The 23,649-nt window shown below is 60.6% G+C and carries 23 protein-coding genes; 18 read left to right on the top strand and 5 right to left on the bottom strand.

Annotated elements, in window-relative coordinates:
• Position 1 precedes the first annotated feature (1 nt).
• The 7 genes from ACOFKT_RS07395 to ACOFKT_RS07365 all read left to right on the top strand — a co-directional run bounded on the left by ACOFKT_RS07395 (position 2) and on the right by ACOFKT_RS07365 (position 5,636).
• Complete coding sequence (locus tag ACOFKT_RS07395) at positions 2-319, top strand: YbaB/EbfC family nucleoid-associated protein (RefSeq protein ID WP_419806760.1); 318 nt, start codon at positions 2-4, stop codon at positions 317-319.
• Entirely contained in the window at positions 316-1,452 is a 1,137-nt protein-coding gene (locus tag ACOFKT_RS07390) for a serine hydrolase (RefSeq protein ID WP_419806759.1), read from the top strand. Before ACOFKT_RS07395 ends, ACOFKT_RS07390 begins: the two co-directional genes overlap by 4 nt.
• A 31-nt stretch (positions 1,453-1,483) precedes the next feature.
• Positions 1,484-2,071, top strand: a complete 588-nt coding sequence (gene recR, locus ACOFKT_RS07385; protein ID WP_419806758.1) for a recombination mediator RecR — start codon at positions 1,484-1,486, stop codon at positions 2,069-2,071.
• Between the two features lie 67 nt (positions 2,072-2,138).
• A complete protein-coding gene (locus tag ACOFKT_RS07380; RefSeq protein ID WP_419806757.1) occupies positions 2,139-2,861 on the top strand; it encodes a cytochrome c oxidase subunit II in 723 nt (240 codons plus the stop codon).
• Positions 2,858-4,639 (top strand): cytochrome c oxidase subunit I, encoded by a 1,782-nt coding sequence (locus tag ACOFKT_RS07375; protein WP_419806756.1) that lies wholly within the window; start codon positions 2,858-2,860, stop codon positions 4,637-4,639. The genes ACOFKT_RS07380 and ACOFKT_RS07375 overlap by 4 nt, the downstream gene beginning before the upstream one ends.
• 16 nt (positions 4,640-4,655) lie before the next feature.
• Positions 4,656-5,432 (top strand): cytochrome c oxidase subunit 3, encoded by a 777-nt coding sequence (locus ACOFKT_RS07370; protein ID WP_419806755.1) that lies wholly within the window; start codon positions 4,656-4,658, stop codon positions 5,430-5,432.
• Positions 5,433-5,636 carry a copper resistance protein CopC gene (locus ACOFKT_RS07365; RefSeq protein ID WP_419806754.1) on the top strand — a complete coding sequence of 68 codons (204 nt, stop codon included), beginning with the start codon at positions 5,433-5,435 and terminating at the stop codon, positions 5,634-5,636. It begins immediately after the preceding gene.
• 136 nt (positions 5,637-5,772) lie between these two features.
• Here ACOFKT_RS07365 and ACOFKT_RS07360 read toward each other — a convergent pair whose 3' ends face one another.
• On the bottom strand, positions 5,773-6,807 hold the full coding sequence (locus tag ACOFKT_RS07360) for a M20/M25/M40 family metallo-hydrolase (protein WP_419806753.1): 1,035 nt from the start codon (positions 6,805-6,807) through the stop codon (positions 5,773-5,775).
• Positions 6,808-6,915: 108 nt separating this feature from the next.
• Between ACOFKT_RS07360 and deoC the strand changes: the two genes are divergently transcribed.
• The 3 genes from deoC (at position 6,916) to aroA (ending at position 11,168) form a co-directional block, all read left to right on the top strand.
• Entirely contained in the window at positions 6,916-7,635 is a 720-nt protein-coding gene (deoC, locus tag ACOFKT_RS07355; protein WP_419806752.1) for a deoxyribose-phosphate aldolase, read from the top strand.
• Positions 7,636-7,662: 27 nt separating this feature from the next.
• Positions 7,663-9,573 carry a SpoIIE family protein phosphatase gene (locus tag ACOFKT_RS07350; RefSeq protein WP_419806751.1) on the top strand — a complete coding sequence of 637 codons (1,911 nt, stop codon included), beginning with the start codon at positions 7,663-7,665 and terminating at the stop codon, positions 9,571-9,573.
• A 296-nt stretch (positions 9,574-9,869) separates the two neighbouring features.
• Positions 9,870-11,168: a 3-phosphoshikimate 1-carboxyvinyltransferase gene (gene aroA, locus ACOFKT_RS07345; RefSeq protein WP_419806750.1), complete on the top strand. Its 1,299-nt coding sequence runs from the start codon at positions 9,870-9,872 to the stop codon at positions 11,166-11,168.
• Here aroA and ACOFKT_RS07340 read toward each other — a convergent pair.
• The 3 genes from ACOFKT_RS07340 to miaB form a co-directional block, all read right to left on the bottom strand.
• A complete protein-coding gene (locus ACOFKT_RS07340) occupies positions 11,119-12,162 on the bottom strand; it encodes a glycosyltransferase family 9 protein (RefSeq protein WP_419806749.1) in 1,044 nt (347 codons plus the stop codon). The two genes, aroA and ACOFKT_RS07340, sit on opposite strands and share 50 nt — an antisense overlap.
• Positions 12,163-12,235: 73 nt before the next feature.
• Positions 12,236-12,748, bottom strand: coding sequence for a bifunctional nuclease family protein (locus ACOFKT_RS07335; RefSeq protein WP_419806748.1), 513 nt, complete (start codon positions 12,746-12,748; stop codon positions 12,236-12,238).
• Positions 12,745-14,079, bottom strand: a complete 1,335-nt coding sequence (gene miaB / locus ACOFKT_RS07330) for a tRNA (N6-isopentenyl adenosine(37)-C2)-methylthiotransferase MiaB (RefSeq protein ID WP_419806747.1) — start codon at positions 14,077-14,079, stop codon at positions 12,745-12,747. The genes ACOFKT_RS07335 and miaB overlap by 4 nt, the downstream gene beginning before the upstream one ends.
• A gap of 253 nt (positions 14,080-14,332) precedes the next feature.
• On the opposite strand from miaB, the gene ACOFKT_RS07325 reads away from it, so the two are divergent.
• The 5 genes from ACOFKT_RS07325 to ACOFKT_RS07305 are packed head-to-tail and all read left to right on the top strand — an operon-like array spanning position 14,333 to position 18,747.
• Positions 14,333-15,409: a type III polyketide synthase gene (locus tag ACOFKT_RS07325; protein WP_419806746.1), complete on the top strand. Its 1,077-nt coding sequence runs from the start codon at positions 14,333-14,335 to the stop codon at positions 15,407-15,409.
• On the top strand, positions 15,337-16,107 hold the full coding sequence (locus ACOFKT_RS07320) for a methyltransferase domain-containing protein (RefSeq protein ID WP_419806745.1): 771 nt from the start codon (positions 15,337-15,339) through the stop codon (positions 16,105-16,107). Before ACOFKT_RS07325 ends, ACOFKT_RS07320 begins: the two co-directional genes overlap by 73 nt.
• Complete coding sequence (locus ACOFKT_RS07315; RefSeq protein ID WP_419806744.1) at positions 16,104-17,255, top strand: NAD(P)/FAD-dependent oxidoreductase; 1,152 nt, start codon at positions 16,104-16,106, stop codon at positions 17,253-17,255. The genes ACOFKT_RS07320 and ACOFKT_RS07315 overlap by 4 nt, the downstream gene beginning before the upstream one ends.
• Positions 17,256-17,260: 5 nt before the next feature.
• The gene (locus ACOFKT_RS07310; protein ID WP_419807131.1) at positions 17,261-17,524 is read left to right on the top strand and encodes an acyl carrier protein; all 264 of its coding nucleotides are present in this window, start codon (positions 17,261-17,263) and stop codon (positions 17,522-17,524) included.
• Positions 17,521-18,747 carry a beta-ketoacyl-[acyl-carrier-protein] synthase family protein gene (locus ACOFKT_RS07305; RefSeq protein WP_419806743.1) on the top strand — a complete coding sequence of 409 codons (1,227 nt, stop codon included), beginning with the start codon at positions 17,521-17,523 and terminating at the stop codon, positions 18,745-18,747. The genes ACOFKT_RS07310 and ACOFKT_RS07305 overlap by 4 nt, the downstream gene beginning before the upstream one ends.
• A 4-nt stretch (positions 18,748-18,751) precedes the next feature.
• Here ACOFKT_RS07305 and ACOFKT_RS07300 read toward each other — a convergent pair whose 3' ends face one another.
• Positions 18,752-20,215 (bottom strand): sensor histidine kinase, encoded by a 1,464-nt coding sequence (locus ACOFKT_RS07300; RefSeq protein ID WP_419806742.1) that lies wholly within the window; start codon positions 20,213-20,215, stop codon positions 18,752-18,754.
• Positions 20,216-20,238: 23 nt separating this feature from the next.
• Here ACOFKT_RS07300 and ACOFKT_RS07295 point away from each other — a divergent pair, with 23 nt between their 5' ends.
• The 3 genes from ACOFKT_RS07295 to ACOFKT_RS07285 all read left to right on the top strand — a co-directional run bounded on the left by ACOFKT_RS07295 (position 20,239) and on the right by ACOFKT_RS07285 (position 23,554).
• Positions 20,239-21,363, top strand: coding sequence for a histidine kinase (locus ACOFKT_RS07295; protein WP_419807130.1), 1,125 nt, complete (start codon positions 20,239-20,241; stop codon positions 21,361-21,363).
• Entirely contained in the window at positions 21,360-22,055 is a 696-nt protein-coding gene (locus tag ACOFKT_RS07290) for a response regulator transcription factor (protein WP_419806741.1), read from the top strand. Before ACOFKT_RS07295 ends, ACOFKT_RS07290 begins: the two co-directional genes overlap by 4 nt.
• A 77-nt stretch (positions 22,056-22,132) precedes the next feature.
• On the top strand, positions 22,133-23,554 hold the full coding sequence (locus ACOFKT_RS07285) for an outer membrane beta-barrel protein (protein ID WP_419806740.1): 1,422 nt from the start codon (positions 22,133-22,135) through the stop codon (positions 23,552-23,554).
• The last annotated feature ends 95 nt before the right edge of the window (positions 23,555-23,649 follow it).

Below are 23,649 nucleotides of genomic sequence, written 5' to 3'. Positions count from 1 at the left end.
CATGGACATGGCAAAACTTCAGGAAATGCTCGGCCAGGCTCAGCAGATGCAGTCCTCGATGGAGCAGCGGATGAGCGAAACTGTCGCTGAAGCCTCCTCCGGCGGCGGTCTGGTCACCGCACGCGTCAACGGCCGCAAAGAACTTCTGCGCCTGAAAATTGAGCCGACGGCGCTTGCCGCCAGCGGCTCCGACATCGAAATGCTGGAAGACCTCATCACCGCAGCCATCAACGAAGCCGGCCGCAAAGCCGATCAACTCATGCAGTCCGCAAGTCAGGACATGCTCGGCGGCCTCGACCTGAATAACCTGCTCGGATGACGCGCCGCCTCCAAGCCAACCGCCTCGCAGGCGCTCTGCTTGCCGCCGTCGCTTGCTCGACAACGCAAGCGCAAGTCAAGCCGGCGCTTACGACCGATGCGGCGCTGCAAGCAAAAGCTGCGGCACAAACGAAGGCCGTGCACTATCCCAGTCCAGCCGACGCGGCGACCGAGATCGGCGATTTGCCGGAGCGCCTGGCGGACATCGCCGTCGCCCACCACGGCAAAGTCGCGCTCTACGCTGTTCAACTCAACACCTACAAAACCGCTGCAATGGACGCCGACAAACCCGTCCAGACCGCAAGCACCATCAAGCTCGCCCTGCTCTGGGAAGCCGAACGCCAGGTCGCGCTCGGCAAAGCGAACTGGTCCGATAAGATCACCCTCAAACCCGGAGAATCCGTCGCCGGCTCCGGCGTCCTGCACTTCCTGGACACACCCGTCACGCTCACGCTGAAGGACGTCGCGACCATGATGGTCATCGTGAGCGACAACACCGCGACGAACCTGATGATCGACCGTTTCCCGACTGCCGAAGTCGACGCCGACATGCTGGCGCTCGGCCTGGAACAGACCTGGCTCTACAAAAAGGTGATGAAGCCTGCTACCGGCCCGATGCCGGACGACCAGCCGAAGTTCGGCCTTGGCAAGACCACGCCGCGACAAATCGCCAAGCTGATGGAACGGCTCGGCCGCTGCCAGCTCGACCTGCCCAACACGCCGCCGGTTGACCCCGCAAAAGCCAACGCCACCTGCGCCATCGGTCTTGATATGTTGCGCAACCAGTTCTACCGCGACACTGTGCCGCGCTACCTCGACGTTGTCGACTCCATCGAGCAAGGCTCGGCAATCGCCAGCAAGACCGGATCGCTGAACGCAACCCGCTCCGATGTCGCGATCGTAGCCGGCAAGTCAGGTCCGATCGTGCTGGCGATTTACACCTACGACAACGACGATCAAACCTGGACGGTCGACAACGAGGGCGAAGTTACCGTCGCCAAACTCGCGCAGGCGATCGTGAGCACCTGGTCGCCCACCGGCACCGACGCCTCGAAGCTCAAGCCCGGCCTGGGCCTGATGCCTACGGTGGGCTCCTCAGCCGGTAAGCGGAACGCCACAGCAACGCCGCAGTAAGCTGGAAAGAGTGGAACGCTTTGCCCAACCCATGGCGCGCCTGATTGAGGAGCTGCGCAAGCTGCCCGGCGTCGGTGCCAAATCCGCGCAACGGCTGGCGTTTCACATTCTGCGTTCGCCCGAGTCCGACGCCGAAGCGCTTTCAAATGCGATCCGCGCCCTCAAGGCGCAGCTTCGCCTCTGCTCGGTGTGCAACAACGTGACCGACGTCGATCCATGCATCTATTGCGCGTCGCCGACGCGTTCGCAGCGCACAGTTTGCATTGTCGAAGAACCGACCAACATCGCCGCCATTGAAAAGACGCGTGGGTACAACGGCGTGTATCACGTGCTGCACGGCACGCTTTCGCCGCTGAACGGCATCGGACCGGAGCAGTTGCGTACTTCCAATCTATTCAGCCGCTTAGACCAGATGGATGAGGCAATCCTTGCACTTTCGCCAACCGTGGAGGGCGAGGCCACCTCGCACTGGCTGGCCGGCGAGTTGCACCGTGTGCAATCGGCCGAACACCCGCTGCGGATCACGCGCATTGCCACCGGCGTTCCCGCAGGCAGTGACATTGAGTACGCCGACGAGGTCACGATGAGCCGCGCCATGGAGCACCGGCGGGAGATGTAGTAACCGTGACAAGATTCAGTGTGACGCCAATTTTTGCGCGCAGCGCGAAGCAGACGAGCCAACGGCCATGACACAGACGCCGCACTGGCACATGCCCGCCAATGCCGCGCTACACGGTGTGGCCCTGGACCAGCAGATGGCGCTAAACCTGACGGTGTTTGCATCGCTCTGTGTGTTAGCGCAAGCCATTCTGCTGGTGAGCGTTCTGCTACGCCGGACGCCACAGCCGCTGGCGCATAAGCGATGGCGGCTTGAATATCTTCCCCTTACCGGCTTTGCCGTGCTCTTTTTCGGGCTGGCGTGGCACTCTGAGCGGTTGTGGGCGGCGATGCGCTACAGCGGCGCCGATCCAGCCGCGATGCAGGTGGAGGCCATCGGCATGCAGTTCGCCTGGTATTTCCGCTATCCCGGCAAGGACGCGGCTTTTGGGGCGACTGATTTGAAGTTCGTCGCTCCGGGCGAAGGCAATCCGGCGGGCATTGACCCGGCGGATGATCGCGGCCACGACGATTTTGTTCGCGGTGCGCTGATGCTGCCGGAGGGCCGTGAGGTGGACCTGCGCCTGCGCGCTCTGGATGTAATCCACGGCTTCAACATTCCGGCTTTGCGGGTGAAACAGAATGCGCTACCCGGCCAGGTGTTCCACATTCATTTCACGCCAACTGTGCCGGGAGAGTACTCGGTGCTGTGCACGCAGGTCTGCGGGCTGGGCCACTACCGCATGCAGGCCGTGGTGCGCGTCTTGCCTGCCGCGGAGTACGACGCGTGGGCGCGGGAGCAGCGGCCGTGAAACGTTCCATGCAGCAGCGAGCCGCAGATAAACGCTCTGCGGACGTGGGTTCCTCCAGCGGGGTTCTGACGCCTCACTGGCGCGAGCATCAGCGCATCGGTCTTGGCTACCTTGCGATCTCGCTGATTGCTGTGGCTCTTGGCGCGGCGCTTTCGCTATTGATGCGCGTACACCGCGTGCTGCCTACGCTGGCGCTCCCCTTGCTAGGGGTGGCGAAACCCGAGGACTATCTGGCCTGGGTGACCATGCATGGTACGCTGATGGTCTTTTTTGTGTTGACGGTCGCGCCTATGAGCGGTTTCGCAAATCTGGTACTGCCAGAGCAACTTGGCAGCCGGACAGTAGCTTTGCCGCTGGTGAACAAGCTCGGTCTTGGCATCACGGCGTTGGCTCTGGCCGTGCTGCTTGCGGCGTTCTTCGTGCCAGGCGGAGCACCAATCGGCGGATGGTCGGCGTACCCGCCGCTAAGTGTGCTGCCGGATGCCGGACCGGGGCAGGCGCTTGGACTGGACCTGTGGTTGCTTTCACTCATGATCTTCTGCGTTGGATCGACGCTGAGTGCGGTGAACACGATTGTGACGGTGATTCGCTGCCGGTGTGAGGGCATGACCTATGAACGCATGCCGATGACCGCGTGGAGTTGGCTGATTACGTCACTTCTGACGGTGCTGGCGTTCAGCGTCTTACTGGCGGCGTTGATCATGCTGTTCTGCGATCGCCATCTTGGGACTGCCTTCTTTGTGCCGTCCGTGGAATGGGTGAGCGGCATGGTGCAACAGCGGCACGGGGATGGTTCACCGCTGCTGTGGCTGCACCTGTTCTGGTTTTTCGGGCACCCGGAGGTGTACATCGCGATCCTGCCCGGCCTGGGACTGACAACGATGCTGCTCGGCAACTTCACGCGGCGGCGCATCATCGGTTACCGGCTGATGATCGGGACCACGTGGCTGATCGGCGGGTTGGGATTGCTGGTGTGGGGTCATCACATGTTTGTCGCCGGGCTGAACCCATTTGCGGGGACAGCGTTCGAGGTTTCGACGATGGCCATTGCCCTGCCCTCAACGGCAAAGGTGCTGAACTGGCTGATCATCCTGTGGCGATCGCGACCGCAGATGCGGACGCCAATGCTTTGGGCGCTCGGGTTGGTGTCGATCTTTGTGACTGGCGGCGTGACCGGGCCGATCCTGGCGCAGCCGGCGCTGGATTCGTATTTGCACAACACGTTTTTTGTTGTCGGCCACTTTCACCTGATCATGGCGATGGCGGCGTTGTTCGGCATCTTCGCGGGCGTGGCGTATTGGTTTCCTCTGGTGACGGGCCGCATGCTCAACGAGCGGCTTGGGAAATGGCACTTCTGGTGGACGCTGTTATTTGCGTACAACACCTTCCTGCCGATGCTGTTGACCGGGCTGGCAGGCGAGCCGCGGCACTATGCGCAACTGGACGGCATCCGCGGAGTCGCGGGGGCGCTGGTCCGGTCCACGCTGCCGCTGGAGCGACACATTACGACGAGCGCGCTGCTGCTGGCGGCGGGACAGATGCTGTGGATCTGGAACGTCTGGAAGAGCTGGCGAGGTGGGGAGCGGGCCGGGGCGAATCCATGGCTGGCGACAACGATGGAGTGGGCTCCTGTCGCGGATGAAGCGGTTTGTTATCGAGGGCCGTGCGAGTACGGGCTGCCCATCGATGCTGCCGATAACCGGTCCAATCCGGGTTTTGTGGATGAATCGGACGCGCCATTTCTGCCGCAGTGGGCCGCAGAGCCGGTCGCGGAGTAGTATCGGCTTAGTCACTATGCCAGCGATCCTTCATCCCGGTGAGGTGGAGCAGCGCCCGACGCGCCGTTACGACGAGGGCGACTCCGGAGGCGGACGCAGACCGCCGATTGACGAAAAGCACACCGGCGGCGGTGGCGATAACGATAACTGGAGCAACCAGCCGCAAGGCCGGCGCGGACCCCGCGAGCGGCTGCAGCGATACCGGCTTGGCATTTTTTTTGCGCTGGGCGGCGATGCGCTGTTTTTTGTATCCATTGTGAGCGCGTTTTTTGTGACCAAACATTCCGGTCACGTGAACGCCAACTACCAGTGGGTCAACAGCTGGCTGCCTATTCAGATTCCATCGATTTTGTGGATCAACACGGCGGTGTTGCTGCTGTCGTCGGTGTCGGTAGAGTTGGCGCGCCGCGCAATGTTCCGCGAATCGGACCTGATGGAAGAGTGGCTTGGCCTGGGTACGCCAACGCGCCGGCGTGTGCTGCCGTGGCTGGGCGTGTCCGCGCTGCTGGGCGGCCTGTTTTTGTGGGGGCAATTGGCCGCCTGGAGCCAGTTGAGGCTGCAGCGTGCGACCTTTCGGGACAACCCGTCGACACACTTTTTTTACCTGATCACGGGTGTGCACGGCGTTCACTTATTGCTGGGCATTGGGTTTCTGGCGGCAGCGCTGATCGGGATGCGTGCGGTGCGGTCGCTGGAGTCGCGGCAGATTTTGGTGGACTGCTCCGCGTGGTACTGGCATAGCATGGGCGTGTTCTGGATTTTCCTGTTTGCCTTACTGGTCTATGGTCAGTAAGTGCGTCGCGTCCTGATTGCGATTGTGTTCGCCGGGGCCGCGCAGATTGCGTCCGCGCAAGGTTGTAGCCAGTGCCGCGATACCGTGTCGCAAACGAACCCTGCACAGCAACAGAGTTATCGTGTGGCGATTGGGATTATGTTGGCAGGCGCTTTGACGGTGGGCGGCGCGGGCGTGTTGGTGGTGCGGCGGTTTGGGCGGTAGCCGCGTCAGCAGCATTCTTTGCCGCTGCTGGAAAAATGCAGGTTTCGGTGCGATCACCGAGTCCACTCCGCAGGACGATGAAGCTGTCCTGCTCCGGTCGAAATGACAGGGCATTAGAGCGAGGGCAGACGATGAACTATCGCATCAGTGAGGCGGCGAGGTCGGCGTACTTGTCTACGGCTTCGAGCAGTTCGCGTTTCAAGACGCGTTCGTGTTCCGTGTGGGCGACGTGGATGGTGCCGGGGCCAAGCAGCAGCGGCTCTCCCCAGTTGGTGAGTGAGGAGATGTCTGTCGCGTACTTGGCGATCATGGTCGGCCAGCCGGGGATGCGCTTCATGCGGACGGTCTCCAGGTCGAGCGAGTAGGTTACCTGGCAGCGGTTGCCGATGATGGGCTCAATGATGTTTTTCACATGCTGCGAGGGGCCGACCAGGCGAATGAGGAGCTGCGCCTCGGCAGCGTCAGCGATGACATTGGGCGCGCGGCCGCCGGAGATGAGGCCGACATTGAGTGTTGACGGGCCAATCTCTTGGTCGACGGGAAGCTCGGACCGCTGCAGGTCGTGCAGCACGGCGATGAGCTTGTCAATGGCGGACTCACCCAGCTCGGGGTAGGCGGAGTGGGCCATTTTTCCGGAAGCGGAAAGCACGACGCGGAGGGCACCCTTTGTCGCAAGCGCGAGCTGGTTTTCGGTCGGTTCGCCGTTGATGAGGTACTTGGAGCCGTGTCCGTCGGCGTTGGCCACTTTGGCGCCCGCGGAGTCACGCTCCTCGCCGACGACATAGAGCAGGCCGACGGGCGTGCCGTTCGCGTGCAGCTTCTCTGCGGCGGCGACCTGAGAGGCAAGGATGCCCTTGGCGTCGCAGGAGCCGCGGCCATGCACATACTCATCGTCCTCAGAGGAAGCGAAGTAGGGCGGGACCGTGTCGAAGTGGGTGGAGAGGGTCACCATTGGCATAATGCCCGGCATGCGTGCATAGAGGTTGAAGCGAGGCAGGCCTGAGTGGGACGCGCCCGGTGCGAGCGGCGCCTGGTCAACGGGTTGGCGCTCGACCTGGTAGCCGAGACTGCCAAGGTACTCGGCCAGGAATATGCCGCAACGGCCCTCGTCATAGGTGGTCGATTCGATATCGACGAGCTTGCGCGTCAGTGCGATCGGATCGATGGGCATGTCCCAAGGATAACCGGCAGCAGAGGCAGAATAGCAAGGCTTCTTTATGAGGCGCGCACTACAATTGGGAACGCCCCGGTTGGACGCTTGCGCGTGAAGGAGACAGGCATGCCTGCGACGATGGACGTGGACAGACTGACGCCGGAAAGCCTGGCCGCCGCGCTAGACCACACGCTGCTAAAACCAGAGGCGACGCGGGCGCAGGTGGAGCGGCTATGCGACGAGGCCGCGGAGTACCGCTTTGCGTGCGCCATGGTCAACCCATGCTGGACGACGCTGGCGGCGGCGCGGTTGCGGGGGACCGGTGTGCCGGCCGGGGTGGTGATTGGGTTTCCGCTGGGAGCGTCTCTCGCCGGCAGCAAGCTGGACGAGGCGGGGCGTGTGCTGCGCGACGGCGCGCATGACGTGGACATGGTGTTGAACGTCGGATTCCTGAAGAGTGGTATGCGCGATGCGGTTCAGGAGGAAATTGGTGGCATCGCTAGGGTGGTGCACGATGGTGGCGGCATTTTGAAGGTGATCCTGGAGACGGCTCTGCTCAGCGATGAAGAAAAGAAGGCGGCGAGCGAGCTTTCTATTGCTGCGGGTGCTGACTTTATTAAGACGAGCACCGGGTTTGCCAGCGGAGGCGCGACCGCTGCGGACATTCGACTGATGCGCGACATTGCGGGTGATCGCTGTGCCGTGAAGGCGTCGGGCGGCATCCGCACGCTTGCGGATGCGATGACGATGCTGCGAGCAGGTGCGAACCGCATTGGCGCGAGTGCGTCGGTTGCGATTGTGAACGAGCTGCGTGGCGGCACGGCCGCGGCGGCGAGCGGCTACTAGGCGGAACGGCAGGACAGAGCGGCGACGATGGCAAACGAGACGAGCCCGCGCGTAGAGATCAGCACGGAGGCGCAGCCCTCGGCGGCTTCGGAGGTTCACGTGTCGCGCCCGGACTTCTTCGGCCCGGAGATGGAGGGCGACTATCGCCCGGTCGATGCACGGCTCACGGCGACGGTGGAACCGCCACGCGTGACAATACCGCAGGAAAGCGCTGCGTTGCCGCATGTGGATTTCCTGCTGCGGCTGGCGGATGCGTTGAACAGTACGCTCGACCTGCAGACGCTAATGACCCGGCTGAGCGACTTGGTGCGGGCTGTGGTGCAGTACCGCATCTTCGCGATTTTGCTGCTGAATGAGAGGTCGCAGGATTTGTGGATGCGGTTTCAGATCGGGCACTCACCCGAGGTGGAGCGCACGCGGGTGAAGAAGGGTGCCGGCATTGTGGGCCGCGCCGTGCAGACGCGGCGTGCGGTGCTGGTGAACGATGTGCGCGAAGACGCCGGCTACATCAATGCGAACGAGGAGGTTCGGTCGGAGCTGGCGGTGCCGCTGATCAGCAAGAATCGCGTGATCGGTGTGATCGACGTGGAGTCGGAGGAGGTCGGCGCCTTTACAACGGACCAGCAGCGATTGCTGGAACTGGTGGCGAGCCGTGTTGCCGTGTCGATTGAAAACGCTCGGCTCTACACGCGTGTATCGCGGCAGGCGCAGACGCTGGCAGTGCTGAACGACATCAGCCGCGAGATCACCAGCATTCTAGATCTTGACGATCTGCTGGAGCGCATCGGCACGCTGCTGAAGCGCGTGGTCGATTTTCAGATGTTCACGATTTTGCTGTGGAGCGACCGCACGCAGCAGTTCGAGCACCGCTTTTCAACCCGCTATGGTGAGCGCGTGCGGCGAGAACGCGGTGCGGTGTATGGCGTGGGCCTGATTGGAAGCGCGGCGCAGATGCGCGAACCGGTGCTGGCGCCAGACGTGCGCAAGGACCCGCGTTACATTTCGGTGAACTCTGAGGTGCGGTCGGAATTGGCGGTGCCGCTGCTGTACAAGGGCCGCGTGATTGGCGTGCTGGATGTGGAGCACACACGGCTGAATTACTACAACGAAGAGCATCAGCGCACGCTGACGACACTGGCTGGGCAGATCGCGATTGCGATCTCCAACGCGCGCCTGTATGAGCGCATTTTTGAGGAGGAGCAGCGCATGGAGCGCGATCTGCAGATGGCGCGCGATGTGCAGATGCGGCTGCTGCCGCCGACGCCACAACCGATGCCGCATGCGGAGTTCGCAACACGCTTCTTGCCGGCCAGGTCGATCGGTGGCGACGTGTATGACTTCATTCCGTACGGGCCGGGACGGGTTGCGATTGCGATTGGAGACGTGAGTGGCAAGGCAGCGCCGGCGGCTTTGTATGCGGCGCTGGTCATGGGGATTTTGCGGCTCTTGGCGGCGCGGCACTTGCCGCCTGCAGAGATGCTGAAGGCGTTGAACGCCCAACTACAGGAGCGCCGGTTGGATTCGCAGTACGTGACGATGCTGTTCGCTGTTTGGGACGACACCACGCGCACGCTGCAGGTGGCAAACGCCGGGTCTGTGCAGCCGATGCTGCTGATGCACAGCGGCGAAGAGACGGAAGTGCAGACAGTGAAGGCGGAGGGATTTCCGTTGGGTCTGTTTCCTGTGGCTGAGTACGAGGAATTTTCGATCAGTACGCAGGCTGGTGACATGCTGGTGTTCTTTTCGGATGGCATGGTCGACGCGGAGAACCGGCGGGGTGAGATGTTTGGCAGCGATCGTGTGTGCCAGGTTTTGCAGGCTGCCGCTCCGGAGTCAGCGGAGGGTGCTGTCGGTGCTGTGTTCGACGCCGTGACCGCATTTCAGGACGGCACGGAACGATTCGACGATGAGACGTTAGTCATTCTGCGCGTTTTGTAGCTATAGCGACGAACCCGGGCTAAGTCGTATCGGTGGATCTTCGCTACACTCTAAAGTTTCGTAGGTGCTGGCAAAAATGCAGGTTTCTCCACTGCGCCCCACGGTAAAGCTGTGGGGCTTCGGTCGAAATGACATTTTTAGGTCGTACCGTGTTCGTCACACTCAACCTGAAGATCCGCGACAGAGCAAGCAACTTCAGAGTCTTGGAGGCCGCTGCTTCCTCCGAGGTCAGACTTTAGCTTCCGCTACCCTGGGCTGCGGGCGTGAAGTGTGTCCTGCGATACCCTGCTGTTTGTATGCAAGAGATCAGCAGTGTTACAGAAGTCGTGTCACCCGCACGCACGTTTCGCGGCAGCGTTCGGCTGCCGGGCGATAAGAGCATTTCGCACCGGTACGCCATGCTGGCCGGACTTGCGAACGGTACATCGAAGCTGGCGAACTTCAGCACGGGTGCGGATCCGCACAGCTCGTTGCGGTGCATGGAGCAGCTTGGCGCGACGGTGCGAGACGAAAACGGCACCATTGCTGTGACCGGTGTGGCCGGTTCGTTCGCGCAGCCAGAGCATGACCTGGACTGCGGCAATTCGGGGTCGACCATGCGAATGCTGGCGGGACTGGTTGCGCCGCACACGGGTACGTACACGTTTGTTGGCGACCCTTCGCTTACCGTGCGACCCATGGAGCGCATTCGCAAGCCGTTGCAGCAGATGGGCGCACGGATTGAGTTGACGGACGGTCACGCGCCGATGACGGTTCACGGCGGACCACTGCAGGCCATCGCGTTTGAAGCGCCAATTGCGTCCGCCCAGGTGAAGACAGCGGTGCTGTTTGCTGGCCTGCAGGCGCAGGGGGTGACAAAGCTGAAGGAGAGTGTGCGAACCCGCGACCATTCGGAACACGCATTGCGCGCGTTTGGGGTGGAGCTGGAACGGGACGCGGAGGGAGTAAGTATACGTGGCGATCAAACGCTCCAGGCGGTTGAGGCGACGGTGCCCGGGGATTTGAGTTCGGCTGCTTTTTTACTTTGCGCTGCCCTGCTCTTTCCGGATTCACAGCTGGTGCTGGATGACTTGGGCCTGAACCCTTCGCGCAGTGCTCTGCTGGATGTGCTGGTCAGCATGGGATTGCGCTTGCAGGTGTTGAACCTGGAAGAGAAGCACGGGGAGCTGATCGGCACGGTGCAGGCGAACGGTTCCGCCGAGGTGAAGGGTGCGGAGATTCGCGGCTCACTATCGGCACAGTTGATCGATGAGTTGCCGGTGCTGGCGGCGATCGCGCCGTACACCGGGACGGGTATAACGATTCGCGATGCCAAGGAACTGCGCATCAAGGAGTCGGACCGTATCGCGCTTGTAGTGCGAAACCTGCGCAACATGGGTGCGGAGGTCGAGGAGCTAGAGGATGGCATGGTCATTCCCGGCGGCCAGACGTTGCACGGCGGCGTGATCGATTCCGGTAGCGACCACCGCATTGCGATGGCTTTCAGTGTGGCGGCACTGCGCGCGACGGGAGACACGGCGATCGAAGGCGCTGAGGCGGCGGCAATCAGCTTTCCGGAGTTTTATCCTTTGCTGCGGCAGTTGGGCGAGCGCTAGCAAGCAGGTCTTCCGTGGCCGCGAGCACCTCAGCCACGCCGACCTCGGCGATCACGTAGTCTTCGGGCACCGGTGGGGGGAAATCTGCGTTCTTCAGGATGCGGTATCGGGGGTTGTCGACGGGCAGCCACTCGTGGACGGGCGACCAGGCCGGTGCGATGATGACGGCCGGAAGGCCTACGCCACGCGCTACGTGCAACGGGCCGGTGTCGAGCATGATGCCGAGATCGCACCCCTGGAGCACCGCAGCGAGTTGCTGGATCGTGGTCTTGCCGGCGATGGAGGTCGTTGGAAAGCGGATCTGGGTTCGAATGGCGTCGATGGCTTCCGCCTCGGCCGCCGCGCCGATGAAGATGAGTTCTGCGGTGTGACGGTCGCGTAGCGTGTGGGCAAGTTCAACCCAGCGTTGCTGCGGCCAGCTTTTGCGCTGTGTGGCAGAGGTTTGAGTGGCAAGGGCGATGCGGGGAAAGTGCAGGTTGCCGAGGACCTGCTGAGCGAAGCTGTGCTGCTGCGAAGGGTAAAGGCGGGGTTCGGTGGGCCACGCTGCGGCTGAAGTGATGTCGGCTGCTTCGATCAGGCGCAGGTTGTTTGCAATCTGGCTTAGCGCCGGGTCGAAACGAAGATGCTGATGCAGAAGCGCGCCGTGGACCGCGAAACCGATGCGTTGGGACCGCCCTGCGAGCAGCGCCGCAAGGGTAATCTTTGTGCGTTCGTTGCCGGTGGTAAGAAGTGTGATGTAAGGCTCGCCGCCGAACAGCTTGGCGTTGCGGACGGCCCGAATGGCGCCGACTGGATCGTTCAGTGGACTCGGCGTGTCAAGCAGGCGTTCCAGGTGCGGATTGCCCTGCCAAACCTGGGCGGGGAGGCCATTGCTGGCGACGATCAAGCGTGCTTGTGGGAGCGTGCGTTTGATGGCCTCCACAACAGGAGTCGCGTGCACGACCGTGCCGAGCGCGGACTGGTATTGCGGAAGGAAGAAGTTCAACGATGACACAAGACCAGAGTAGCCGTGTATGTATCCCGAATGCATTTTGGTCGCGCCTAGAGCGCCCAGATGCTGTCGTTCGTTACATCTTGTACTTACCGAGGTCGTCGTCGTTCAGGTTTTCGAGCCACCGGCGCAGTTCGTCAGAGTTGCCGGCCTGGCTGGTGGCGCTGGTCGCCTTGGCATTGTCGAGCACGGTGCGAGCAACGAAGATGGGACAGTCGGAGCGCATGGCGAGCGCGAGCGCATCGCTGGGACGGGCGTCAATGGCGAGAGTCTCGCCGCCACGCTCCATCCAGATGACGGCGTAGAAGGTGTCTTCGCGCAGGTCGGAGATGACGACGCGTGTGACGTGTGTGTCGAAGCCGCGCAGGATGTTGCGGATCAGATCGTGCGTCATGGGGCGCGGCGTCGTGTTTTTCTCAATCTCAAGCGCGATGGCGTTTGCTTCGAAGATGCCGACCCAAATGGGAAGCACTGCGTCGCCGGCGATGTCCTTCAGCACGATCATGGGCATGCTGGTGACAGGGTCCATCATGAGACCGCGGATGCGGACCTCCACCTCGTCTGGTACGGTGTCCCGGGTGGTTTTCATCGCGCGGACACCGCCTCAGCGACGAGGCTGTTGGGGAAGGTGGCCGTGACACGCACCTGACAGTAACTGCCCAGCGCCGGCAGGATGGGCTGAGTTGTGGTGAAGTTCACGGTCTTGTTCTGGGAAGAGCGGCCGGTGACCTGACCGCGCTGGCGGTTGTAGCCTTCAACCATTACGTCCATCACCTGGCCGAGGTGACGCGTGTAGCTGACGCGTTGGCGTTCGCGTTGCGCAGCGAGCAGGCGCTGCAAGCGTTCCGCTTTGACCTGCTCCGGGATGCTGTCTTCCATGGTGATGGCGGGCGTGTTCGGGCGCGGCGAGTAGGCGAAGGCGTAGACGGCATCGTACCCGGCAACGTCGAGCAGCGACATGGTCTGCTCGAAGTCTGCGTCGGTCTCGCCCGGGAAGCCGACGATGATGTCGGTGGTCATGCTGATGTCGCGCTTGGCGTTCTGGATCCAGGAAATGCGTTCGAGGTACCACTCGCGCGTGTATTCGCGCTGCATGGCTTTGAGCACGGCGGAGGAGCCGGACTGCACGGGCAGGTGCACGTGGTCGCAGATGGCCGGAATGGTTTCGATGACCTCAACGATGTCGCGTGTGAAGTCGCGCGGATGCGAGGTGGTAAAGCGCACGCGACGGATGCCGGAGAGCGCGGCGACGGCGGAGAGCACCTCCGCGAAGGTCATGAATCTGCTTGGATCGCGATAGCTGTTGACGTTCTGCCCGAGGAGTTGGATATCAGTGAAGCCCTGATCGGCCATGCGCCGGGCTTCCGCCAGGATGCTGTCAGAGGTGCGCGAACGTTCCTTGCCACGCGTGTACGGCACGACGCAGTAGGAGCAAAATTTGTCGCAACCCTCGATGATGGTGATGTAACCGCGATGCGGGTTGGAGCGAGCGGTGAAGTCGGTGTCGAAGGTCTCGTCCGTCTGGCGATCGTCCAAGCCGGTGATGCGGCGCTCCCCTGACTCGAGCCGGTCGAGCATTTGCGGCAGGTTGCGGTAGGACGCAGAACCGCTCACCAACGAGACATAGGGCGCGCGCTCGAAGATCTTTTCGCCCTCCTGCTGGGCCACGCAGCCGAGGACGGCGAACTGCTTGCCCTCGCCCTGCATGCGCTTGTATTCGTTAAGGCGATGGAACACCTTTTGCTCAGCCTTGTCGCGGATGGAGCAGGTGTTGTACAGGATCAGGCCAGCGTCTTCTTCGCTGTCGACGCGGAGATAACCTTCGTGTTCGAGCGTGCCGATGACCTTTTCGGAATCGTGGGCGTTCATCTGGCAGCCGAACGTCTCGATGTAAAAGGTCTTCGCGGAAGAGAGACTCATCCCTTCCAGTATACGTCCGAGGACCGGTGCGGAACCGCGCGGTGAGTGCTGCTCTGAACGCCTGTTCCGGACAGGCTGGGGGTGAGGATAAGCTGCCCTCCGACGTCGAGGAGAGCCGTCCGGCTATAGTTTATTGATGCTGCAGGCAAAGCCGGCCGTTGATGTTTGTGCCTCGAATCTATGCCGGTGATCTGCCGATCGGCTCCGTCAAGGCGCTTGCAGGCGGGCACGGATCGAGTGAAATGGATGGAGCATGGAGACTAAGGCGTATCTGGAACGCATCGCTACGGCGACCTTTGATCACGAGGTTCACCAAGCGTTTGTGCGATATGCGCATGACATGCTGCAGGACCCGCGAAGCCGTGCGCTGTTCCTGCGCATGGCGGATCGTTGCGGGATCGCGGAACGCTACTCTCCCCTGAGCGTCAGCAAATCTGTGGTGAGTGGTGACGTGGACGCGTATGCGCTGTATCGGCGAGGCGGGTTTCCGTTCACGGCGGAGCGGATGCGCCTGTTTAAGCGGTTTGCTCCGGTTCTGATGCGCCGCGCTCTGGACCGGCTGTCGCTTACCCCGGAAGAGCGAAACAACATACGGCACGTGATCGTGACCACGTGCACGGGTTTCTATGCTCCCGGCCTCGACTTCGATGCGATCGATTACCTGAACCTGGCTCCCGGGACCGAGCGGACGATGATCGGCTTCATGGGGTGTTATGCCGCGCTGAATGCGTTGAAGCAGGCACGGCACATTGTGCGGTCGCAACCCGAAGATAGTGTGCTGGTCTTGAACCTGGAACTCTGCACCTTGCATCTGCAGGAGACGCAGGATTTGGGGGAGGTGCTGTCGTTCCTACTGTTCGGGGACGGGTGCGCCGCATCACTGGTGAGCGCTCGCGCCGGGGGCCTGGAGATGACGGGGTTCCGCGCGTTGCGATTGGAGAACACGGCCGACCTGATCACGTGGGGCATCGGCGACCAGGGATTCGATATGGTGCTTTCCGGGCAGGTGCCTCTTGCCGTAAGCGACGCTTTGCGAGCGCACCGAGCCGATTTGACGGAGGGTGGCCAGGTGCGGCACTGGGCAGTGCATCCAGGTGGCCGTTCTGTGCTGGATGCGGTGGAGGACGCGCTTGGTCTGCCGTCAGACGCATTGTCGCACTCGCGCGAGGTGCTACGGTGCTTTGGCAATATGTCATCCGCTACGGTGATGTTTGTGCTGCAAGCCATGATGCAGAGCGCACCTGATGGCGAAGAGGGTTGCGCGATGTCGTTCGGGCCAGGACTGACAGCGGAGACGATGCGCTTTGTGGTTGCCAAGGGCGCGCGATGAATTTTGCCGAACGAGCACATCTGTCGGAGTGGATGGATGAGTCGTGCTCCTATGAGGACTTTCGAGATTGCCTGCGCGATCTGGCCCAGGTGAACCGGTTCACGCTGGCATACCGGCCAACGCTGCGGTGGCTACGTTCGGTTTTGCGGCCAGGTTCGGCGCCGGTTCACATAGTGGATGTGGGTTGCGGTGGCGGCGACATGCTTCGGCGAGTTGCACGCTGGGCCAATCGCGAGGGCGTTGCCGTTCGGCTTACAGGGATTGACTTGAATCCGTATGCCGCACGCGCAGCACGTGAACTGGTCGAAGCTTCATGCAAGATTGAATGGATTACAGGAGACGCGTTTTCGTATGAGGCGCCAGTCGCTATCGACCTGATCATCAGTTCGCTGTTTACGCATCACCTTCCCGATGAGGAGATTGTGCGATTCATTGCGTGGATGGAGCGATCCGCTCGGACGGGGTGGTTCATCAACGATCTGCATCGTGAACGAATTCCATATTTCGGGTTCAAGGCACTGGCTGCGGTGATGCGATGGCATCGTTTCGTACGGCATGATGGCCCGATTTCGATCCGTCGTGCATTTCAGCTTCACGATTGGAATCGTTATTTGACGCTGGCGGGCGTACCGTTGTCGGAAGTAAAGCTTGCCACATTCCGACCAGCACGTCTCTGTGTTGCGCGAGAGAAGGCATGAGTATGCGCGCCGCTTCGATAGTGATCGGTGGTGGTCTTGCGGGCAGCATGGCTGCGTTGCAGCTTGCCCGTGCCGGGCGCGACGTCGTCCTGCTGGAACAGACCAAGGAAGCACACGACAAGATATGTGGTGACTTTCTAAGCCGCGAAACTCTGCAGTACCTGGAAGGGGCCGGTGTAGACGTCCCATCACTTGGTGGTGTTCCTATCCGGTCGGTCCGGCTGATCACGCCGTGGTTTGAGCGGGAGCGTCCACTTCCCTTTCCAGCATGCTCATTGACACGCAGAGTGCTCGACGAGCAGATGCTTTGTCTGGCGGCGAAGGCAGCGGTGCAGGTGGAACGAGGTGCTTGCGTCAAGGCGTTGGTCCGCGACGGTGGCGCGTGGTCGGCAAACCTTCGCGATGGGCGATCATTCCGAGCCGAGGACGCAATGCTTGCGACGGGTAAGCTCGATGTACACGGATTGGCGCGGCCAGCCGGCAAACAAGAGGATTTGGTCGGGTTCAAGATGTATTTCCGGCTTACAGATCGGGAGCAACGTTCGTTGGGCAATGCAGTGGAGCTGATCTTGTTTCCGGGCGGATACGCTGGGCTTCAACCGGTAGAAAGTGGCGTAGCGAACCTGTGTCTTCTAATTCACTCTCGCGTGCTGCGGTCGATCGGTTCACATTGGAACGATGTTCTGGAGCACATCCTTCGACATGCGCCGCATCTTAGAGCGCGGTTGGAATCTGCCATGACCATGCTGCCGAAGCCGCTGGCAGCGTCGCAAATCCCCTACGGACACTTGCAACGCTTCACCCAGGATGGCCTCTGGCGTGTTGGCGATCAAGCGGCGGTGATACCTTCTTTTTGCGGCGACGGCATGGCGATCGCCTTGCACAGTGGTGCACTCGCGGCGTCATACCTGACGCGTGGAATGTCCTCCAATTCTTACCAGCAGCAGTTAAGAGGTCAGTTAGCGTCAAGGATGTGGCTGGCGACTCGCACGTCGCAGTTGCTCGTTTCAGTGCCGCAAGCGGCGCAGGTTGCGCGCGTGTTCCCGGCGCTGCTCAGGACGTTCGCGTCGTACACACGTGTTCCGGAGCAAGCCCTTGTTTCGGTGCTTGATGGATTTCCTGAACCGCGATGCGGAGGTGCAGCTTGAGCGAAGTGGAAACAGAATGCCTTCGCAGGATTGCTGAGGCAAAAGGTATTCCTCTTGAGAGTGTTGGGCTTGAAACAACCCTGGAATCCATCGGAGTGGATTCGCTAGACCGGGTCAGCTTCGCCTTTGATCTGGAGGAGCAATATAGCGTTGAGCTGCCGGAGCATGACCTGCAGCGAATACTAACCATCGGCGATGTTGCCGCGGCCGTACAGAGGGCGCTGGTGAAAAAGCAACAGGCTCGGGATGAGCCGACAGGGACGGCATGACGCGCGTGGTGCTCACCGGTGCCGGATGCATTACGCCGATCGGTAACGACGTTGCAAGTTTCGAACAGAGTCTTTTCCAAGCGAGAAGCGGCATTGTGGACATCGACGATGTGGCGCCGGGCGAACTTCGATTTTCGAGAGTCGCCAGAGTGCGAGACTTCGTTGCTTCGGAATGGCTGAACTCGGCGCAGATGCAGATCGCGGAACGCACGGCGCAATTTGCGCTTGCCAGTGCGCACCAGGCGCTACGCTCCTCGCGCCTGCTGGAGCATCACCGCGGTGAGGACATCGCGGTGGTTTTCGGATGTTCAACAGGGGGGCGTACTGCTGAGGAACCTGAGACGGCGAAGCTTTATACAAAGGGTGGCCGTGTGCATCCGCTTACAGTGCCACGAACCATGGCGAGTGCGGGCACCAGCCTAGTCTGCATGCAGCATGGGCTCTCAGGTCCGGCCTACACCGTTTCTACGGCATGCGCTTCTGCCACCCATGCAGTAGGCCAGGCTTTCCACATGGTTCGTTCCGGTATGGTGCAGGCAGCCATCACTGGCGGGCATGAGGCCCCGCTTACCTATGGGTTTCTTAAGAGCTGGGATAGCCTGCGTGTTGTGTCGCCTACACAGTGCAAGCCGTTTGCGAAAGATCGTGACGGCATGACCCTGGGCGAAGGCGCCGCAGTGTTTACGCTGGAGTCAATGGAAAGCGCTTCCGAACGCGGTGCCCACATCTTGTGTGAAGTAGCTGGGTTCGGTATGTCTTGCGATGCAAGCCACATAACGCAGCCCAATGCGGACGGACAAACAGCAGCGATGAATCGGGCTTTACGGGATGCGCAAGTCGCCACCGGTGACGTAGCTTATGTGAACGCGCACGGAACAGGAACAGAGGCGAATGACCGCGTAGAAGCCGAGGCGCTGCGTCGCGTGTTCGGCGAGTGCGCAGTGCAACCGCGGGTGAGTTCCACGAAAAGCCTGCATGGGCATGCGATGGGAGCATCGGGAGCGTTGGAGTTTTTAGCAACAGCACTCGCGCTGCAGCACGGGACTGCGCCATCGTCCGTAGTTGCTGAGCACCCTGATCCAACGCTTGGGCTAGCTGGACTGCTCCGAAGCAATGAGCCTTTGAAGGGGGACATTGCGATGTCGAACTCCTTTGCGTTTGGCGGCCTGAACGCGGTTCTTGTTCTGAAGCGTTACCAGCCCGGATCGGAGTTCCGGTGCTAAGCAGCTAATCCGTCGCAGGTCCGGATATATCGCCACGGCCCATCGGCAACTGGAAGCTGAAGACGGAGCCGCGATCTGGCTGGCTCACTACATCGAGATCGCCGTGATGCGCTTGTACGATCGCGCGGCTGATCGCCAGTCCCATGCCGGTTCCCTGCGTTGCATCTTGGTTTGACCTACCGCGATAGTAGCGCTCGAAGATCAAGGGCTGCTCTGACGCGTCAATCCCAATGCCCTGGTCTGCGACGCTTACCCGCACGTGGCTCCTGAGCGATTCAGCGGAGATCGTCACCGGTGTGCCTGGCTTGGAATACTTCAGCGCATTGCCGAGAAGGTTGCAGAGTACTTTCTGGAGGAGGGCCGGATCCGCGTTTACCGTCAGCTCGGCCGGTATGCTCGTGCGAACCGAATCCCGTGCCTTACTATTCGCGCAATCTCGGATAGCTTCCGCGACCAGATCCTGCAGCAACACTGTTCGTCGATTGAGCTGAACTTGCTGCGAGTCGAGTTGTGCCATTTCTACAGCTTCGGTGACGAGCCTGTTGAGATGATCCGCCTCCTCATCGACAATGCTTAGCAACTCACGTGTGCCATCTTCATCGATGGCACCGGTCAGCAGCGTTGTCGCGGCACCTTTGATGGAAGTAAGCGGTGTACGCAGTTCATGCGTAATGGAATCGATCATGAGCGTCCGCAGACGTTCGCTTTCTTTCGCAGCTTCGCCGCGCGCCAGATTTTCCAGCGCTTGCGCCCGATCCTGCGCCAAAGAAATGAGGCCGGCCATGGCGGACGCGGTTTCAATCGAGACTGCGGCTGACCGCAGCACAAACAAGCCTTTCGGGCGCACTCCAGAGCGAAGCGGCATCTGCAACTCTTCGCCTGCACGCTGCACATTGGACAGTTCCTGCGTAAGCTTGGCCAAGTGCGGCATCTCAATCTCCAGCACCTTCGCTCCGCCGCTCTGGTAAAGGCGGTCGCCTTCAAGCAGGTAGAGGTAACCGGAAGCCGCGCCTGTGATGTCGACGACCATGCCAGGCAGCGAACTTACGAGTGCGGCAACGCTCTCGGTCTGCAGAAGTTCGCGGCTAAGCCGGAAGAGCAAGTCCAGTTCTCGCTGGCGTGCCTTCGCGTCATCGGCCCGGTTGCGCACGCGTTGTGAAAGTCTACTGGCGATGACCGCAGTAGAGAGGAACGCCAACAAAGCCAGCCAATTCTGGGTGTCGGCGATGACGAATGTGTCGAAGGGAGGGAGGAAAAAAAAGTTGTAGGATGCCGCAGCCGCTACTGAGATGACCAGCGCATAACGGAGTCCCCACTCTGCCGCCAGGACCAGGACAAGCAGCAACAAGGTGAGCGCGACAGTCGTTTGGTTCACATGAACCCAACGGCGATATAGCAGTACAATTCCGCCGAGAGCGGCCGCTGCGAGGATCCAACGTGTCGATGCGAGCGTCCGCCGCGAATTCATGAAAGGATTTTACAGCTGTGGCAATGCTCACCAAATCACCCGAAGACTGGCTGCAAGCCGCCGACCAAGATAAGACTCGCGGGCGATTCAAGGTCTTTCTGGGGTATGCGCCAGGGGTTGGCAAGACCTTTAGCATGCTGAGCGAGGGCATCCGGCGGCGTAACCGGGGCGAAGACGTCGTTATCGGCATCGTTGAAACGCACGGTCGCGCTGGGACGGCAGAGCTAAGCGACAAGCTAGAGCATGTTGCGCGCCGGGAGATCGCCTACCGGGGCACGCTGTTTGAGGAGATGGACGTTGCTGCCATCCTTGCCCGCATGCCGCAGGTTGTGCTGGTGGATGAGTTGGCGCACACGAACATTGAGGGCAGCCAATTTGGCAAGCGCTATGAGGATGTGTTGCTTCTACTGGAACACAAGATCGATGTGCTCAGCACAGTCAACATACAGCATGTGGAAAGCCTGTCTTCGCGCGTACAGGCTCTGACCGGCATCCATGTTCGTGAGCAGGTGCCTGACTGGGTGCTTGATCGCGCCGATGAAATCGTCATCAGCGATTTGACGCCCGAGGCGCTCGTAACCCGCATGCGGCGCGGTGATATCTATCCGATGGAGCGCGTTGAACGGTCGCTGTCTAACTTCTTTCGGCGAGGCAATTTGATCGCGCTACGGGAGATGGCGCTGCAGCGAGTGACGCGTGCGGTCGATCGCAGCCTCGATGATTATGTCAAGCGCAAAAAGTTGGGCGCCAAGTGGACAGTGGCTGAAAAGATTGCAGTCTGCATCAGCGCGAATTCACAGGCTCATGACCTGATCGCGCGTGGCGCACGATTGGCCGAGGCATTGGATGCGGAACTGTATGTGATTCATGTCAAGACCGCAGGTGATGACCGCCAAGAACGCAAACAGCATCTGGATCCGGCATTGCAGTTTGCACGTAATATCGGAGGCGCGGTGATCCCCCTGGAAGGCACAGACACAGCGCGGACGACTGCGACTTTCATTCGTGAGAATCGAATTACGCAAGCAATCATCGGCCGATCCGCGACACACGGCCTTAAGAGCTACCTGTATTATCTGGCGCTGCAAAGGTTTATGTCCGAAGCGCCGCATGTTGATCTGCACATTGTCACTCAGGAGGTTCAGTGAATCGGATTCTGGTCGTGGATGACGAGCCGCAAATCCGACGAATGCTGCGCACCGCACTGCAGAGCAGCGGGTACGAGGTCTTGCTTGCCGCCGATGGTGCAGAAGGTCTGAAGCAATTTGAGATCGCCTCGCCTGACTTGATCGTTACGGACCTTGCCATGCCGGGTGTGAACGGCTTGGAGCTGACGCAGTCGGTGCGCCGTCGAACCTCGACGCCGATTATTGTGCTAAGCGTACGGAATTCGGATGCTATGAAAGTCAATGCCCTGGACGAAGGTGCAGACGATTACCTGACGAAGCCGTTCAGCGTGCCTGAGTTGCTGGCACGCGTCCGCGCACAACTTCGACGCGTGCCTGACAATGCGCCTGAACCGGCGCGCATCGTCACCGGTGATTTCATCGTGGACGCGGATGCGCATACGATCAGCGTGCAAGGAAGCCCTGTCCGCCTGACCCCAAAAGAGTTCGATTTGATGTTATTGCTGGCGCGTGCTCCGGGCCGGGTACTCACGCATAAGTTCCTTCTGCGTGCGATTTGGGGTCCTGCTGGGGATGAGCAGCCCGAGTATTTGCGTGTGCTGATTGCCGGACTTCGCAAGAAGATTGAGCGTGGCGATGGCAAACATTACATTGAGAGTGAGCCCTGGGTGGGTTATCGCTTCCTGCCGGATGGCAGAGACGAGTCAGTCTGAAGTTTTTACGACTTCTTTACATCTTCTCTACGGACTTTCTATGGTCTCGAAGACTGAAATAGTTTTCGAGGTTAGTTATGAACCGCTCTGTCCCACTGGTTGCCGTTCTTGCGCTGAGCACGGCAGCCACTTGTATGCACGCACAATCCGCATCCTCAGACACAGGTGTGCCGGATCGTGCTGCTGAAATTCGTGCACTGCACCAGCAGCTTGACGCCATTGCCGCACGCCTGAATGCTCTGGAGCAGCAGAGGCAGCCTGACACTACGGCGATGAGTGAGACAGGTCCTGTAGTATCCAGCGCAGGTAGCGAGCCTTCAGCCCAGGCAGCACAAGCGGCCACGATCAGTCGTAATCAGGATTTGGAAACGGACCGGCAAACACTCAGCTTCTTCCGTGGTACCACGCTGAACTTCGGTGTGGACGGTTATTACGGCTACAACTTCAATGCGCCAATCGGCCGAGTAAACCTGTTGCGGGCCTACGACGTCACGTCAAACAGCTTCAACATCAATCAGGCGAGCATCGTGGTGGAGCACTTGCCCACCCCGGAGCAGCGGTTTGGTGGCAGGCTAGATCTGCAATTTGGCCAGGCTACGGAGACCTTGCAGGGCTCTTCCGTGAACGAGCAGCGCCCGCAGGTGTGGCGCAACCTGTTCCAGGCTTACGGAAGCTACCTTGCTCCGATCGGCTCCGGTTTGCAGCTGGACTTCGGCAAATTTAGCAGTTCGCTTGGTAACGAAGGGAACTACACCAAAGACCAGATCACTTACTCGCGCGCCTACAGCTTCAATTACCTGCCGTTTTATCACACGGGTCTGCGTGCGAACTACAATGTTACGCCGAAGCTGAACGTGGCGTATTGGCTCGTGAATGGGGCCAATGACACCGAGGACCTGAACGGATTCAAGTCACAGGCGTTTCTGTTCACCATGAAACCTGCTTCGACTCTGACCTGGAACGTGAATTATTACTTTGGGCAGGAAGCTCGTGACAACCTGACGACGCTTAACCCGACGCTGCCGACATCGCCCACGCAACCAGGCTTGCCAACAGCGAACATAACTCCGGCTCCGAATGGCCGCGAACACATCTTCGATACCTACGCGACCTGGAACGCCAGCCCGAAACTGACGCTGATCGGTGAGGCGGACTATGTGCTGAACCGTTCCGTGTCGCAGCAACAGCCGCCCCGAGTTGTAATCGGCAGCATGACCGCACGGTATGCGCTTCCGCATAGCTCGAATCTGGGTGGCCGCTTTGAATACTTCGATGATCGTGGCGGCCTGTTCAGCGGGCAGACCCAGGCGTTGAAAGAGGGCACCATTAGCCTGGACCACACCTTTGCGCCGGGCTTTCTGGCCCGTGCCGAGTACCGCCGCGATTTTTCGAATCAGCGTTTCTTTCTGACAGACACGCCGAATGCGCTCGTGCATGTACAGAGCACGGCAACGCTCGGCCTGGTGTTCTGGTGGGGTACGAAACAAGGTAGTTGGTAACCCGGAGGTGGTCGTGCTCGACATTGTCGCTCTTCTAACGTTTCTCATTTTGTTCCCGGCCTGCCTGTTTTATGTGATCGGCTGCGACCGGCTGA

The organism is Terriglobus sp., assembly GCF_965201105.1.
Lineage (GTDB): Bacteria > Acidobacteriota > Terriglobia > Terriglobales > Acidobacteriaceae > Terriglobus.
The sequence above is the reverse complement of the archived record's forward strand: the minus strand, read 5'-3'. Positions and strand labels throughout refer to the sequence as shown.